The sequence below is a fragment of the Mycobacterium persicum genome (genome assembly GCF_002086915.1).
Classification (GTDB): domain Bacteria; phylum Actinomycetota; class Actinomycetes; order Mycobacteriales; family Mycobacteriaceae; genus Mycobacterium; species Mycobacterium persicum.
Window position 1 is genome coordinate 3881931 of the sequence record NZ_MWQA01000001.1, and the last position, 14480, is coordinate 3896410.

At 68.3% G+C, this 14480-nt stretch carries 13 protein-coding genes; 8 read left to right on the forward strand and 5 right to left on the reverse strand.

Annotation, left to right across the window (positions count from 1 at the left end; genetic code table 11):
- Positions 1-2: 2 nt before the first annotated feature.
- The 3 genes from B4U45_RS17700 to B4U45_RS17710 are packed head-to-tail and all read right to left on the reverse strand — an operon-like array spanning position 3 to position 2460.
- Complete coding sequence (locus tag B4U45_RS17700) at positions 3-1067, reverse strand: LmeA family phospholipid-binding protein (RefSeq protein ID WP_075548133.1); 1065 nt, start codon at positions 1065-1067, stop codon at positions 3-5.
- The gene (locus B4U45_RS17705; protein WP_075548132.1) at positions 1064-1894 is read right to left on the reverse strand and encodes a carbon-nitrogen hydrolase family protein; all 831 of its coding nucleotides are present in this window, start codon (positions 1892-1894) and stop codon (positions 1064-1066) included. The genes B4U45_RS17700 and B4U45_RS17705 overlap by 4 nt, the downstream gene beginning before the upstream one ends.
- Positions 1895-1935: 41 nt before the next feature.
- On the reverse strand, positions 1936-2460 hold the full coding sequence (locus B4U45_RS17710; protein ID WP_075548131.1) for a DUF2505 domain-containing protein: 525 nt from the start codon (positions 2458-2460) through the stop codon (positions 1936-1938).
- Between the two features lie 2 nt (positions 2461-2462).
- On the opposite strand from B4U45_RS17710, the gene B4U45_RS17715 reads away from it, so the two are divergent.
- Positions 2463-3587, forward strand: a complete 1125-nt coding sequence (locus B4U45_RS17715; protein WP_075548130.1) for a UDP-N-acetylmuramate dehydrogenase — start codon at positions 2463-2465, stop codon at positions 3585-3587.
- 94 nt (positions 3588-3681) lie between these two features.
- Positions 3682-5004, forward strand: coding sequence for a L,D-transpeptidase (locus tag B4U45_RS17720; protein WP_198929538.1), 1323 nt, complete (start codon positions 3682-3684; stop codon positions 5002-5004).
- Here B4U45_RS17720 and B4U45_RS17725 read toward each other — a convergent pair.
- Positions 4982-5740 carry an SDR family NAD(P)-dependent oxidoreductase gene (locus tag B4U45_RS17725; RefSeq protein WP_075548128.1) on the reverse strand — a complete coding sequence of 253 codons (759 nt, stop codon included), beginning with the start codon at positions 5738-5740 and terminating at the stop codon, positions 4982-4984. The genes B4U45_RS17720 and B4U45_RS17725 overlap by 23 nt on opposite strands.
- A 177-nt stretch (positions 5741-5917) precedes the next feature.
- Here B4U45_RS17725 and B4U45_RS17730 point away from each other — a divergent pair, with 177 nt between their 5' ends.
- The 6 genes from B4U45_RS17730 (at position 5918) to regX (ending at position 12321) form a co-directional block, all read left to right on the forward strand.
- A complete protein-coding gene (locus B4U45_RS17730) occupies positions 5918-7219 on the forward strand; it encodes an ROK family transcriptional regulator (protein ID WP_244899377.1) in 1302 nt (433 codons plus the stop codon).
- Positions 7220-7277: 58 nt separating this feature from the next.
- Positions 7278-8621 carry a D-inositol-3-phosphate glycosyltransferase gene (gene mshA / locus B4U45_RS17735; protein ID WP_083154567.1) on the forward strand — a complete coding sequence of 448 codons (1344 nt, stop codon included), beginning with the start codon at positions 7278-7280 and terminating at the stop codon, positions 8619-8621.
- Positions 8618-9151, forward strand: a complete 534-nt coding sequence (locus tag B4U45_RS17740) for a type III secretion system chaperone family protein (protein WP_176358024.1) — start codon at positions 8618-8620, stop codon at positions 9149-9151. The genes mshA and B4U45_RS17740 overlap by 4 nt, the downstream gene beginning before the upstream one ends.
- Positions 9152-9164: 13 nt before the next feature.
- Positions 9165-9920 carry a phosphoglyceromutase gene (locus tag B4U45_RS17745; protein WP_075548161.1) on the forward strand — a complete coding sequence of 252 codons (756 nt, stop codon included), beginning with the start codon at positions 9165-9167 and terminating at the stop codon, positions 9918-9920.
- A gap of 136 nt (positions 9921-10056) precedes the next feature.
- Positions 10057-11280, forward strand: a complete 1224-nt coding sequence (locus B4U45_RS17750; protein ID WP_219859470.1) for a sensor histidine kinase — start codon at positions 10057-10059, stop codon at positions 11278-11280.
- Positions 11281-11637: 357 nt separating this feature from the next.
- Positions 11638-12321 (forward strand): two-component sensory transduction protein RegX, encoded by a 684-nt coding sequence (regX, locus tag B4U45_RS17755; protein ID WP_075548125.1) that lies wholly within the window; start codon positions 11638-11640, stop codon positions 12319-12321.
- Positions 12322-12501: 180 nt separating this feature from the next.
- Here regX and B4U45_RS17760 read toward each other — a convergent pair whose 3' ends face one another.
- Positions 12502-14406 carry a PE family protein gene (locus tag B4U45_RS17760; protein ID WP_122526367.1) on the reverse strand — a complete coding sequence of 635 codons (1905 nt, stop codon included), beginning with the start codon at positions 14404-14406 and terminating at the stop codon, positions 12502-12504.
- Positions 14407-14480 lie beyond the last annotated feature (74 nt).

The window sequence follows — 14480 nt, forward strand, 5'->3', positions numbered from 1 at the left end:
CCTCAGAGGTTGGCGAAACAGGGATCCTGCTCGCCGCCGGCGGGGATGGTGGCGTTGCGGGTCGAGAGGTGAGCAACCACACCGGTATCGGTGACCTGCACACTGTCCCAATGAATGCCCAACGGGAAATCTTTGGTCAGCTTGCTGAAAAAGTCGTCGATCATCGATTGCACTGACTCCTTGGGCAGCGTGAAGCCCAGCGCGTTGAACGTGACAATCGGCAGTTGCAGTCCGGATCCGGTCACCTGCGGCTTGACCACGATGTTGTCGAGGAAGCCCTTCATTTCGACTGTGCCGTCTCTGGGATGGGTCGTCACGGTGTTGGAAACGAATGGACCCAGCACCGGTATCGCATTCTGGAACGATTCCTTGATGCCCACAGACGTCCACGTGACGGTGGCATCGAGCGCACCCACAGTGCCCTGGGAGTTGGGGGTGTCTCTGAGCTGGACGTCTCTAATGCTGATTTGCAGCTTCATGCCCTTGGCATCGCGAACCTGGTTGCCCGCTGTCTCCGCCGTGATGTTGGTGAAGTGCTTGGTCGCGAGCTGCCACAAGACCAACGGGGCCACACCGAAAGAAGCGCTGGCCTTGTCCTTGACCTCGCACGCCACCGCTTCGGCAATCTTGGTGTTTGCTTCGTGGCGGACGTACAGCTCGGCTCCGATCAGCCCCGCGACGACCAGCGAGAACACGATGATCAGGATGAGGAAGATCGACAACGGGTCCCGACGCCAGCGGCGTTTCCGTTTAGGCGCTCCCGATTCGGCGTCGTCTTGCGGCTTGGCAATCGGAGTGGTCCTGGCGGCGGCCCCGGCCGCCGGCGGTGGCCCGGGTCGCTGTGCATCGGCGTTGGCGGCAGCCAAGTGCTCCGTCGGCTGGGTTGTCTGGCCGGCACCGGGTCCGGCTTGAGTGGCCGGATCCTGGGCAGGGGCGCCGGGCCCGCCGGGACGCAATTGTCCGCCGGAGGGATCTGTGGGCGCTGGAGGCCGGCCAAGGGAACCTGGATTGCTGGGACGCGACCATGTCGACGGGCCCTCGTTGGGTGGCCCTTGCGGGTTCGTCACCTAAGCGATTGTGCCCTATCCATGTGAACGAAGTCTGAATGGTTGCGCAGCACGGCGATACTGTCGCGGGCTGCGGTCACGTTCTCGACATCGATATCGGCGACCAGGAGCTGCGGCTCGGCTCCGGCCGACACCAGCACCTGCCCTAACGGCGAAGCCACCAGGCTGCCACCCACGCCGGTGGGCGCACCCGAGCTGGTGAGCGTGCCGCCGGGGTCGGCCTGACCGGCCGCGGCGACATAGCTCGTGGAGTCCAGCGCCCTGGCCCGGGCCAGCAAGGTCCACTGGTCGAGTTTGCCGGAACCCGAACCCCAGGATGCGCACACGACGATCAGCGAAGCGCCGCGCCGGGCCAGCTCGGTGTAGAGCTCGGGGAAACGGATGTCGTAACAAACGGTCAAACCGACCCGCACGTCGTTGACGGTGATCACCACCGGCTCGTGTCCCGGGGCGACGGTACGCGACTCGGCAAAGCCGAACGCGTCGTAAAGATGAATCTTGTGGTAGTGCGCGTCGGGCTCATTCGGCGTCCCCGGACCTGCTGCGACCACGGTGTTCATCACCCGCCCGTCGTCGGCTGGGGTGAACATGCCCGCGACCACGGTGATGCCGGCCTCGGTCGCGATCCGCCGCACACCGTTGGCCCAGGGGCCGTCGAGGGGCTCGGCGATCGGCGCCAGGGGCACACCGAACCGGCACATCGTCGCTTCGGGAAACACCACCAGCTCGGCGCCGGCGTCGACAGCCCGGTTAGCGTACTCACGCACCAGGAGCAGGTTCGCTGCCGGGTCGGTGCCGCTGAGGATTTGCGCCAACGCGATCCGCATACTGGTCAGCTTAGGAGCCGCCGACACTCACGCTGGTATGGCTAGGCGTTGTTGGCGATCCATTGCGTGGTGAAGCGTTGCTCCAGCGTCACCAGCTGACGCAGTTCGGTGCCGATGATGCTCTCCAGCTTGCCGCCGATCAGCGGAATACGTACCTGGATGGTGACCTGCAGCGACAACCGGGCGCCGCCGGAGTCGGCGTTGGGAGCCAGCACGGCGGTGCCCCATAGGTTGGCCGGCGCGTCCACGATCGATCCGGCGATGGATGCCGTGGCGACGCCGTCGGTCACCGGACTCCACATTTCCTCGCGCCGCACACAAAGGTCGCCCCGATGCAACTGGGTGACCAAACCCGGGAGGTTGTGCCGGTGCACGGTCTGCAGCGTGACCACTTCGATGGTGCCCTCGCCGCCGGACTGACCACCTACGCGCATCGAGTGCAGGGTCGCAACGTCGACCGGGGTCTCGGCCAGCCTGGCCCGCCAGTACTCCTCATCGTGGAAAACCCGGTGAACTTCTTCGACGCTGCCTTCGTAGTCGGCCGACATGTCGAATGAACGCGGCATAGCTGGTCAGGCTACCGTTACGGGCCGTGATTGGTTCACGCTTTGCCGGCGCGCGAGTCGAGGAGTCGGTGCCGCTGGCTCCCTTGACGACGTTGCGGGTAGGGCCCGTCGCGCGGCGCGTAATCACCTGCGCCACCGGCGATCAGGTGGTAGCGGTGCTGCGCCAGCTGGACGCCGAGGTCCGAGCCGAAAGCAGTGAGCCGGTGCTGGTGTTTGCTGGTGGATCCAATGTGGTGATCGGCGATACCGTGGCCGACCTGACCGTGGTGCGGCTGGCCAATACCGGCATCACCGTCGACGGCAACCTGGTGCGCGCCGAGGCGGGCGCGGTGTGGGACGACGTGGTGCTCACGGCCATCGACCACGGTCTGGGCGGGTTGGAATGCCTGTCGGGGATACCCGGATCGGCCGGTGCGACACCGGTGCAGAACGTCGGGGCATACGGCGTGGAAGTCTCCGACGTCATCAGCCGGGTACGGCTGTTGGACCGCAGCAGTGGCCAGGTGCACTGGGTACCGGCCGCCACGCTGGGCTTCGGCTACCGCACCAGCGTGCTCAAGCAGGCTGACGGGCTGCGGTTGCCGGCCGTGGTGCTGGAGGTGGAATTCGCGCTGGATGCCTCGGGCCGCAGCGCGCCGTTGCGCTACGACGAACTGACGGCGGCGCTGGGAGCGGCCAGCGGCGAGCGTGCCGACCCGCAAACCGTCCGCGCGGCCGTCCTGGCACTGCGGGCGCGCAAGGGCATGGTGCTCGACGCGACCGACCATGACACCTGGAGCGCGGGGTCGTTTTTCACCAATCCGGTGGTCGCACCGGACGTCTACGAACGGCTGGCGGCGGCGGTGGACGGCCCGGTGCCGCACTATCCGGCGCCTGGCGGTGTCAAGCTGGCCGCGGGCTGGCTGGTCGAGCACGCCGGCTTCGGCAAGGGCTATCCGGATCCGGCCCTCACCGGGGAGGCCGCCCCGTGCCGGCTGTCCACCAAGCACACGCTGGCGCTGACCAACCGGGGCACCGCGACGGCGGCCGACGTGATGCTACTGGCCCGCACGGTACGTGACGGTGTGCGTGATGTGTTTGGTATCACATTGCAACCCGAGCCGATCCTGATCGGTTGCCGGTTATAGCTGCTAGTTTCGTGTCCGATACGCTCGCCGCGCCGTCGCCTCGGCCGGTTCGCCGGCGCTTGCAGCCGGTTATGGACGGTTTGGCCCGGTATCTTTGATTTCCGTGACCACCTCCAACTTGCCCCAAAGTCCAGGGCCGATCAACCGGCGCATGGCTTTGATGGCTCTGGGGGCCGGGGTGCTAGCGCCCAATGTGCTGGCCGCCTGCGCGGGCGGGGTCACCAGGCAATCCGAGAAGAAGCCGCCGGCTGCGCCCCATCTGACATTCCGGCCGGCCGACGCCGCCGACGACGTGTTGCCGATCGCCCCGATCAGCGTCGAGGTCGGCGACGGCTGGTTCCAGCGAGTAGCGCTGACCAACCCGTCCGGCAAGCTCGTTGCCGGCACCTACAACCAGGACCGCACGGTGTACACCATCACCGAGCCGCTGGGCTACGACACCACCTACAGCTGGAGCGGCGCGGCCGTCGGCCATGACGGCAAGGCGGTTCCGCTCGCCGGCAAATTCACCACCGTCACGCCCAAGAAGAAGATCGACGGCGGCTTCCAGTTGGCCGACGGTCAGACCGTCGGGATCGCGGCGCCGATCATCATCCAGTTCGACGCGCCGATCAGCGACAAGGCTTCCGTCGAGCGGGCGCTCACGGTGAATACCAACCCACCCGTCGAGGGCAGCTGGGCCTGGCTGCCGGACGAGGCGAAGGGCGCTCGGGTGCACTGGCGTCCCCGCGAGTACTATCCGGCGGGCACCACCGTCAACGTCGACGCGAAGCTGTACGGGCTGCCGTTCGGCGACGGCGCGTATGGCGCGCAGGATTTCTCGTTGAACATCCAGATCGGCCGGCGGCAGGTGGTCAAGGCCGAAGTCACCTCGCACCGCATCCAGGTCGTCACCGACGAGGGCGTCATCATGGACTTCCCGTGCAGCTACGGCGAAGCCGACAAGGCGCGCAACGTCACTCGCAACGGGATCCACGTGGTGACCGAGAAATACGCGGACTTCTACATGTCCAACCCGGCGGCCGGCTATAGCAACGTGCACGAACGCTGGGCTGTGCGCATCTCCAACAACGGCGAGTTCATTCACGCGAACCCGGCCAGCGCGGGCGCGCAGGGCAACAGCAACGTCACCAACGGCTGCATCAACCTGTCGACCGGCGACGCCGAGCAGTACTTCCACACCGCGATCTACGGTGACCCGGTCGAGGTGACCGGCAGCTCGATCCAGCTGTCCTACGCCGACGGCGACATCTGGGACTGGGCCGTGGACTGGGACACCTGGGTATCGATGTCGGCGTTGCCCCGCCCGACCTCACGCCCCCCGGGGACACAGATCCCGGTCACCGCGCCGGCCACGCCGTCCACCGCGCCCAGCTTGTCCGGCACGCCGGAACCTAGCGCGGGTCCGGGTGGTTAGCCCGGCGCGTCGCTGAGGCCTGATCGCGCGGCCGGATGATGATCTGGTCCAGATTGACGTGCGACGGCCGCGAGGCCACAAACCCGATCACCTCGGCGATGTCTGCGGCCACCAGCGGCGTCATGCCGGAGTAGACGGCGTCCGCGCGTTGCTGGTCACCGTCGAAGCGGACCAGCGAGAACTCCGTCTCCACCGCGCCGGGGGCGATCTCGGTGAGCCGGACCGGCTTTCCCAGCAGCTCCCCCCGTAACGTGCGGTGCAACGCGCCTTGGGCGTGCTTGGCCGCCGTGTAGCCGGCGCCGCCGTCGTAAACCTCAAGTGCCGCAATGGAAGTGACGGTGACAATCAGGCCGTCGCCCGATTCGATCAACTTGGGCAACAGTGCGCGGGTCACTCGCAGCGTGCCCAGCACATTCGTCTCCCACATCCAACGCCAGTGTTGCAGGTCGGCGTCGGCGACGAGCTCCAGGCCCTTTGCGCCACCGGCGTTGTTGACCAATACGTCGACCCGGCTCAGTCCCGCCGCCAGCACCGCCACGGCCTTGTCGTCCGTGATGTCGGCCACAACCGCGGTGCCGCCGATCTGGTCCGCCAGGTCGCTGATCCGGTCCGCGCGACGTGCCACCGTGACCACGTGAAACCCTTGTGCCGCAAGGGTTTTTGCGGTTGCTTCGCCAATACCGGAGCTGGCGCCGGTAACCACCGCAACCCGGTTCGGCGCGTCGGGAGTCGTCATCGGGACCACTCTAATAAACGTGCTAAATTCTCGGTGTGTACTGCAGCACCTGGTTCAACACGACGACCGCGCGTCTTTGCGCGGGCGCCTGTTGTTGCCGCGTACTTTGTCGCGCCTGACTCACGTCAGCAGGCGTGGCCAAGAACCCGGTCAGTTGAACTCGGAATAAGGACGCCAGTGCACTCGACAACTCTCACCACCCATCGCCCCGCCCGTGGTGGCCGGACACGGCCGTACCGACAGGTGGTGCCGCCATCGCTGCACCTGGCCGACTCCGCGGCCGCATCCGTCTTCCGGGCCGTGCGGTTACGTGGCCCCGTCGGCCGCGACGTCATCGCGAGTGTCACCTCGCTGAGCATCGCGACAGTGAATCGCCAGGTCATTGCGCTACTCGAGGCCGGTCTGCTGCGTGAGCGCGCCGACTTGGCGGTCTCCGGGGCGATCGGGCGTCCCCGGGTCCCGGTGGAGGTCAACCACGAGCCGTTCGTGACGCTGGGCATCCACATCGGTGCGCGCACGACCAGCATCGTGGCCGCCGACCTGTTCGGTCGTACCCTCGACGCGGTCGAGACGCCGACACCGCTCAGTCCCGCGGGCGCAGCGCTCGGGTCACTGGCCGACAGTGCCTGCCGCTACCTGAGGCGCTGGCATCGGCGGCGGGCGCTGTGGGTCGGAGTGGCGATCGGTGGCACCGTCGACGGCGCGACCGGCCACGTCGATCACCCCCGGCTGGGCTGGCAGCGGGCACCGGTCGGGCCGGTGCTGGCCGACGCGCTGGGCCTTCCCGTTTCGGTGGCATCCCACGTGGATGCGATGGCAGGTGCCGAGTTGCTGCTGGGGATGCGACGGTTCGCGCCGGGCTCGTCGACCAGCCTGTACGTCTATGCCCGCGAGACCGTGGGGTATGCGCTGGTGATCGACGGGCGGGTGCATTGCCCGGCCAGCGGGCCCGGAACCATCGCGGGCCTGCCGGCCCGCTCCGAGCTGCTCGGCGGCACCGGACAGCTCGAGTCCACCGTCAGCGACGAGGCGGTGTTGGTGGCCGCGCGCCGGCTCCGGATCCTTCCAGCCGCCTCGGCTACCCGCACCAATGGCTCGAGCGGCGCCGTCACCGACCTGCTCCGCGCGGCACGAGCCGGTAACCAACAGGCCAGCGATCTATTGGCGGAGCGGGCCCGGGGGCTCGGCGAATCGGTCGCGCTGCTACGCGACCTGCTCAACCCCGACGAACTAGTGGTGGGTGGCCAGGCGTTCACCGAGTACCCGGAAGGGATGGAGCAGGTAGAGAAGGCCTTCGCCGCATGCTCGGTGCTGCCGCCGCGGGACATCCGGGTCACGGCATTCGGCAACCGAGTGCAAGAAGCCGGGGCCGGCATCGTGTCGCTGGGCGGGCTCTACGCCGACCCGTTGGGCGCGATGCGTCGTGCCGGGGCACTGGACACCCGGCTGCCGGATACCGAGCCGGGGGCCCTCGCCTAGTGCGGCTTATGCCCGTGCGTGGGCCTGGCTCCGGAACGCGTGCTGTAAAGATGACAGTGTGCGCCACAGCGACAGTCCCCGGCTAGGCGGAGACGTAGATCCACGCCGGGTCGCCCTGCTGGCGGTGCATACCTCGCCGCTGGCCCAGCCGGGCACCGGCGATGCCGGTGGAATGAACGTCTACGTGCTGCAAAGCGCGCTGCACCTGGCCCGTCGGGGTATCGAGGTGGAGATCTTCACCCGGGCCACCGCTTCGACGGATCCACCGGTGGTGCAGGTGGCACCGGGCGTGCTCGTGCGCAACGTGGTAGCCGGGCCCTTCGAGGGTCTGGACAAATACGACCTGCCCACCCAGTTGTGCGCGTTCGCGGCCGGGGTGCTGCGCGCCGAAGCCGCCCACGAACCGGGCTACTACGACATCGTGCACTCGCACTACTGGCTGTCCGGGCAGGTCGGCTGGCTGGCCCGCGATCGTTGGGCGGTGCCGTTGGTGCACACCGCTCACACGCTGGCGGTGGTGAAGAATGCGGCGCTGGCCGCCGGTGACGCCCCCGAGCCGCCGCTGCGCATGGTCGGCGAACAGCAGGTTGTCGACGAGGCGGACCGGCTCATCGTCAACACCGAAGATGAAGCCCAACAACTGATTTCGATCCATCATGCAGATCCGGCGCGCGTTGACGTCGTTCACCCCGGTGTCGACCTTGACGTGTTCTCACCGGGCGACCGGCGGGCGGCGCGGGCCGCTCTGGGGTTGCCGCTAGACGGGCAGGTGGTGGCCTTCGTCGGACGGATCCAGCCGCTGAAGGCACCCGACATCGTGCTGCGCGCCGTCGCCAAGCTCCAGGGAGTGCGCGTCGTCGTCGCCGGCGGGCCGTCGGGCAGTGGATTGGCCGCGCCGGAGGGACTGGCGCAGCTGGCCGGCGAACTCGGTATCGCGCAGCGAGTGACGTTCCTGCCGCCACAGTCTCGCACGGATCTGGCGACCGTGTTCCACGCCGCCGACCTGGTCGCGGTGCCGAGCTATTCGGAGTCGTTCGGTCTGGTGGCCATCGAAGCGCAGGCCTGCGGTACGCCGGTGGTGGCGGCGGCGGTTGGGGGGCTGCCGGTCGCGGTGCGCGACGGGATCACCGGCATCCTGGTAGCCGGGCACGACGTGGACCGGTGGGCCGACGCGATCGGCCAGCTGCTGCGTCGCCGTGCCGGCCCGCCGGGCTGGGCGATGAGTCGCGCAGCAGCCCAGCACGCGGCCGGGTTCTCGTGGGACCACACCACCGACGCGCTGCTGGCCAGTTACCGGCGGGCGATCGGTGACTTCACCGCGGGGCGCCGGCACCGGGTGCGTGACCTGGTTGCGGCGCGCAAACCGCGCCGCTGGACGGCTCGTCGCGGGGTGGGCGCGTGACATCCGATGCCGCCGAGACCGTCGCGCAAGTGATCGAACAGGCGCTGCAGGCCAGCCGGCTGAACTACTCGCGACATCCCGGCGCGCATGGCGGGCCGGCGGGTCTCGTCGTGGAGTTGCCGGGTGAGCGCAAGCTCAAGACCAACACCATCTTGAGCATCGGGGAGCACTCGGTGCGCGTCGAGGCATTCGTGTGCCGCAAACCGGACGAGAACCACGAGGGTGTCTACCGGTTCCTGCTCAACCGCAACCGCCGGCTCTACGGGGTCGCCTACACGCTGGACAACGTCGGCGACATCTACCTGGTGGGCCGGATGTCGCTGGCGTCGGTCGACGCCGAGGAGATCGACCGGGTGCTCGGGCAGGTGCTCGAGGCGGTGGACTCGGACTTTAATACGTTGCTGGAGTTGGGTTTTCGTTCATCGATTCAAAAAGAGTGGGAATGGCGGGTGTCGCGCGGTGAATCGCTGAAGAACCTGCAAGCATTTGCACATCTGATCGACGGCGATGACGCTGGCGACGGCGCGTGAGAAACTTGCCGGCATGGGAGACACTGGCACGCTGGTGCTGCTGCGCCACGGTGAGAGCGACTGGAATGCCCTCAACCTGTTCACCGGCTGGGTGGACGTCGGCCTGACCGAAAAGGGCGAGGCCGAGGCGATCCGAAGCGGCGAGCTGCTGGCCGAACACGACTTGCTGCCCGACGTTCTCTACACATCATTGTTGCGGCGCGCGATCACCACCGCGCATCTGGCGCTGGACCGCGCTGACCGACTGTGGATTCCGGTGCGGCGCAGCTGGCGGCTGAACGAACGTCACTATGGCGCACTCCAGGGTCTCGACAAGGCGGAGACGAAGGCGCGCTACGGCGAAGAGCAGTTCATGGCCTGGCGGCGCAGCTACGACACGCCGCCGCCGCCGATCGAGAGAGGCAGCGAGTTCAGCCAGGACGCCGACCCCCGGTACGCCGATATCGGCGGTGGCCCGCTGACCGAGTGCCTGGCCGACGTGGTCGCACGGTTTCTGCCCTACTTCACCGACGTCATCGTCGGTGATCTGCGATCGGGCAAGACGGTGTTGATCGTGGCACACGGCAACTCGTTGCGTGCGCTGGTCAAGCATTTGGACGGGATGTCCGACGACGACGTCGTCGGACTGAACATCCCGACAGGCGTTCCGCTGCGCTACGACTTGGACCGCCAATTGCGCCCCGTGCAGCCTGGCGGTCGCTACCTGGACCCGGAGGCCGCAGCCGCCGGTGCTGCCGCGGTGGCCAGCCAAGGCACGGCCAAAGTCTGATCGTCGGCGCCGGTAGGGCTGTTTGCTGAACAACGCGTGAACGACAGCCGAACACCTGAGGCGATTGGTGTGACTTGTCCGATTTCCGCGTCGCTCGGCTAGGGCCGCGTTCACCGGAGTTTGTAGGATTTTGCTTGTGACTGTGTTCTCGGCACTGTTGCTGGCCGGGGTGTTGTCCGCGCTAGCGCTGGCCGTAGGTGTTGCGGCGGGAAACCGCCTGTCGCAGCGGGTCGCGCGGCGCCGCCAGCAAGCGGCCACCGAGCGGGCCGGGATCACCGTCGCGCAGATGCTGCAGCGCATCGTCGCCCTGATGCCGATGGGTGCGGCGGTGGGGGATGCCCATCGCGACGGTGTCTATCTCAACCACCGGGCCAGGGAGCTGGGCCTGGTGCGCGACCGGCAGCTCGACGACCAAGCCTGGCGGGCCGCGCAGCAGGTGCTGGGCGGTGACGACGTCGAGTTCGACCTGTCACCCGCCAAGCGTGCGGCCGGCCGCTCCGGGCTGTTGGTGCACGGGCACGCCCGGTTGCTGAGCGAGGAAGACCGCAGATTCGTCGTGGTCTTCGTCCATGACCAGTCCGACTATGCCCGGATGGAGGCGACCAGGCGCGACTTCGTGGCCAACGTCAGTCACGAACTCAAGACCCCGGTCGGCGCCATGGCGCTGCTTGCCGAAGCTCTACTCGCGTCGCCGGATGACCCCGACACCGTTCGACGGTTCGCTGAGAAGGTGCTCATCGAGGCCAATCGACTGGGCGACATGGTCGCGGAGCTGATCGAGCTGTCCCGGCTGCAGGGCGCCGAGGGACTGCACAATGTGACCGACGTTGACGTCGATACCATTGTGTCCGAAGCGATTTCACGTCACAAAGTGGCCGCGGACACTGCCGACATCGAGGTTCGTACCGACGCGCCCAGCGGGCTACGGGTGCTCGGTGACCAAACCCTGCTGGTTACCGCGCTGGCCAACCTGGTTTCCAATGCGATCGCCTATTCACCACGCGGGTCGCTGGTCTCGATCAGCCGGCGCCGCCGCGGTGACAACGTCGAGATCGCCGTCACCGACCGCGGGATCGGGATCGCCCTCGAGGACCAGGAGCGGGTCTTCGAGCGGTTCTTCCGGGGCGATAAGGCACGGTCGCGAGCTACCGGCGGCAGCGGGCTGGGCTTGGCAATCGTCAAGCACGTCGCCGCCAACCACAACGGCAGCATCGGCGTGTGGAGTAAACCCGGAACCGGGTCCACGTTCACGTTGTCGATTCCGGCGGCGGACTGTGATGACGGCGAGCTATCTGACCAACTGCGGGCGTGCGACGCGCGACCCAACAGGTCACAACGAGAGGAAGAGCTGAGTCGATGACCCGCGCCGACGACGATGCAGTGCAAAGCAATGAGGTGGGGGTACCGCCCGCGTGCGGGGGAGAGCGGCGCTGATGACCCGCGCCGACGACGATGCAGTGCAAAGCAATGAGGTGGGGGTACCGCCCGCGTGCGGGGGAGAGCGGCGCTGATGACCCGCGCCGACGACGATGCAGTGCAAAGCAATGAGGTGGGGGTACCGCCCGCGTGCGGGGGAGAGCGGCGCTGATGACCCGCGCCGACGACGATGCAGTGCAAAGCAATGAGGTGGGGGTACCGCCCGCGTGCGGGGAAGAGCGGCGCTGATGACCCGCGCCGACGACGATGCAGTGCAAAGCAATGAGGAGGAGCGGCGCTGATGACCAGTGTGTTGATCGTGGAGGACGAGGAGTCGTTGGCCGATCCGCTGGCATTTCTGTTGCGCAAGGAGGGCTTTGAGGCGACGGTGGTGACCGATGGTCCGTCGGCGTTGGCCGAGTTCGACCGGTCCGGCGCCGACATCGTGCTGCTGGATCTGATGCTGCCGGGGATGTCGGGCACCGACGTGTGCAAGCAGTTGCGTGCCCGGTCCAGTGTTCCGGTGATCATGGTGACGGCTCGGGACAGCGAGATCGACAAGGTGGTCGGACTCGAGTTGGGTGCCGACGACTACGTGACCAAGCCGTATTCGGCACGCGAGTTGATCGCCCGAATCCGCGCGGTGCTTCGCCGCGGCGGCGACGACGACGCCGAATCCAGCGACGGCATCTTGGAGTCTGGGCCAGTGCGGATGGATGTCGAGCGCCACGTCGTCTCGGTGAACGGCGACGTTATTACCTTGCCGCTCAAGGAGTTCGACCTGCTCGAATACCTGATGCGCAACAGCGGGCGGGTGCTGACCCGCGGCCAGCTGATCGACCGGGTCTGGGGCGCGGACTACGTCGGCGACACCAAGACGCTCGACGTCCACGTCAAGCGCCTGCGGTCCAAGATCGAAGCCGACCCCGCCAATCCGGTGCACTTGGTGACGGTGCGGGGACTCGGTTACAAGCTCGAGGGCTGACCTCTTGCCCCAGGCTCCGCGGGTCGCAATCGATCCCGGAGCCGCTCTGTGGTGGAAAGCCGAACGTGATCACGGCCCGCGAGTTGGCCATGGCTGCGGGGCGTTCGCCGACGGGCGCCGTGTGGCGCCACCGTCAGAGTTTCAAAGACCAAGGTTTACAACAGCTTTGGTGGACCAGATCTAGAATAGTTTCGGCGAGGCCCCTGATGGGCCGGGCTGGCCGGCTTTGCCGGCAATGCCGGCAGTGCCATCGGTGCCGTCGATCCCGGCGGTGCCCTCGAACAACCCGGTTCCGGCGGCTCCGCCGACACCGGCGGCCCCAGCGGCACCGGCCGCGCCGCCCGCGCCGGCAGCGCCGCCCGATCCCAGCGGGCCGATGCCAAGACCTACTCCGAAGCCGCCATCGCTGGTAAGTCCGAGCAATCCACCAAAGCCGGACGTTCCAGCCGCCCCGCCGTTGCCGCCGTTGCCGCCTTCGCCGCCGTCGCCGCCGTCACCGCCATCACCGCCGTCGCCACCCGTGCCCAGGCCCACAGTGAAATCGCCGCCGGCCCCCCCGGTACCACCGGCGCCGCCCGAGCCGCCGGCCCCGCCGGCGCCGCTGTCACCGGCGGCGCCGCCGTTGCCGTACAGCCGCCCGCCGTTGCCGCCGATACCGCCGGTGCCACCGTTACCGCCGTGACCGCCTGCTGTCTTTCCGTCAGCGCCGTCGCCGCCGTCACCGCCGAGACCACCCGTGCCGTTGCCGCCGGCAGCTGATGCCATCCCGCCGTCACCGCCGGCGCCACCCGCGCCGCCCGACATCCCGAACCCGCCGGCGCCGCCGGCGCCGCCAGCGCCGCCGGCGCCCCCGTTGCCGATGAATAGCCCGGCCTGACCCCCGTTGCCGCCTGCACCCCCGTGGCCGCCGTCGCCGCCGGACAGGTCTCCTGCCGCGCCGCTTCCGCCGTCGCCGCCGTCGCCCGCGAAGGCGGTCGCCCGGAGGATGAAGGACGTGGCAGCTCCGCCGGTGCCACCGGCACCGCCCGAGCCGCCGGGAGCGCCAGCGTCGGCACCGTTGCCGCCGCCGCCGCCGCGGGCCAAACCACCGACTGACAGTCCGGGGCCACCGCTTGGGGCCGGCATTACCGTGGCGTTGCCGCCGGCCCCGCCGTCGCCCCCGTTGGGGCCAGGACCCCCCTGGCCACCGTTACCGGCAACGGCTTCGTAGTTACCCGCAGAGGCAAATTTGGTAAGGATGAGTTTCGCCTCGCCCCCGGCCCCTCCGGTGCCGCCGGTGATGCCAGGCCCGCCCGGGCTGCCGTTCTCACCGGTGCCGCCTTGCGGCGGGAATACATCGCTTGCCGATGCGTCCGTGCCGGCCTGGCCGGTGGTGGCGGTGCCGGTGTCGGTTGGGTTTAGGCCGTTGGTGCCGGCCAGGCCGGTGCCGCCTCGTCCGCCGGCTCCGCCGTCGCCGAAGAAGTAGGCGTTGCCGCCGTTGCCGCCGGTAGCGCCGATCCCGCCGGTTCCGCCGGCGCCGCCGTTGCCCAGCAGCCAGCCCCCGGCGCCGCCGTTTCCGCCGCGTGCTCCGATGCCGCCGGTTCCGCCGATCCCGCCGCTGCCGATGAGTCCGGCGTCGCCGCCGGCGCCGCCGGCTTGTCCGGGCGCGCCGGAGGCGCCGTTGCCGCCGTTGCCGAACAACAGGCCGCCGGCTTCACCGGCTTGGCCGGTGCCGGCCACCCCGTCGGTGCCACGGCCGATCAGTGGGCGTCCCAGCAGTGCGCGCGCGGGTGCGTTGAACACGTTGAGCAGTTGCTGGGCGGCGTTGGTGGTCTCGGCGCTGGCATAGGAACTCATGCCGGCCTGCAGGGTGCGCACGAAGTGGTCGTGAAAGGCGCTCGCTTGGGTGCTGAACTGTTGGTATTCCTCGGCGTAGGTGTTGAACAGGGTGGCGATGGCTGCCGATACCTCATCGCCGGCGGCGGCCAGCAAGCTAGTTGTTGGTGCTGCTGCGGTCGCGTTGGCCGTGCTGATCGCCGAGCCGATCTCGATGAGGCCGCCCGCTGCTGCCAGCATGGGGTCGGGTGCCGCGATCACGAATGACATGGGTGGTCCTCCCAACGCTGCCTGTATGGCCGCCGGGGCTCACTATCCGGGGCGCGCTATCGGTAGGTGTTGGG

Excerpts from the sequence above, each read along its gene's own strand:
- B4U45_RS17725 (WP_075548128.1), bottom strand. The coding sequence starts at position 5,740 with ATGACGACTCCCGACGCGCCGAACCGGGTTGCGGTGGTTACCGGCGCC.
- B4U45_RS17705 (WP_075548132.1), bottom strand. The coding sequence starts at position 1,894 with ATGCGGATCGCGTTGGCGCAAATCCTCAGCGGCACCGACCCGGCAGCG.
- B4U45_RS17745 (WP_075548161.1), top strand. The coding sequence starts at position 9,165 with ATGGGAGACACTGGCACGCTGGTGCTGCTGCGCCACGGTGAGAGCGAC.
- B4U45_RS17760 (WP_122526367.1), bottom strand. The coding sequence starts at position 14,406 with ATGTCATTCGTGATCGCGGCACCCGACCCCATGCTGGCAGCAGCGGGC.
- regX (WP_075548125.1), top strand. The coding sequence starts at position 11,638 with ATGACCAGTGTGTTGATCGTGGAGGACGAGGAGTCGTTGGCCGATCCG.
- B4U45_RS17710 (WP_075548131.1), bottom strand. The coding sequence starts at position 2,460 with ATGCCGCGTTCATTCGACATGTCGGCCGACTACGAAGGCAGCGTCGAA.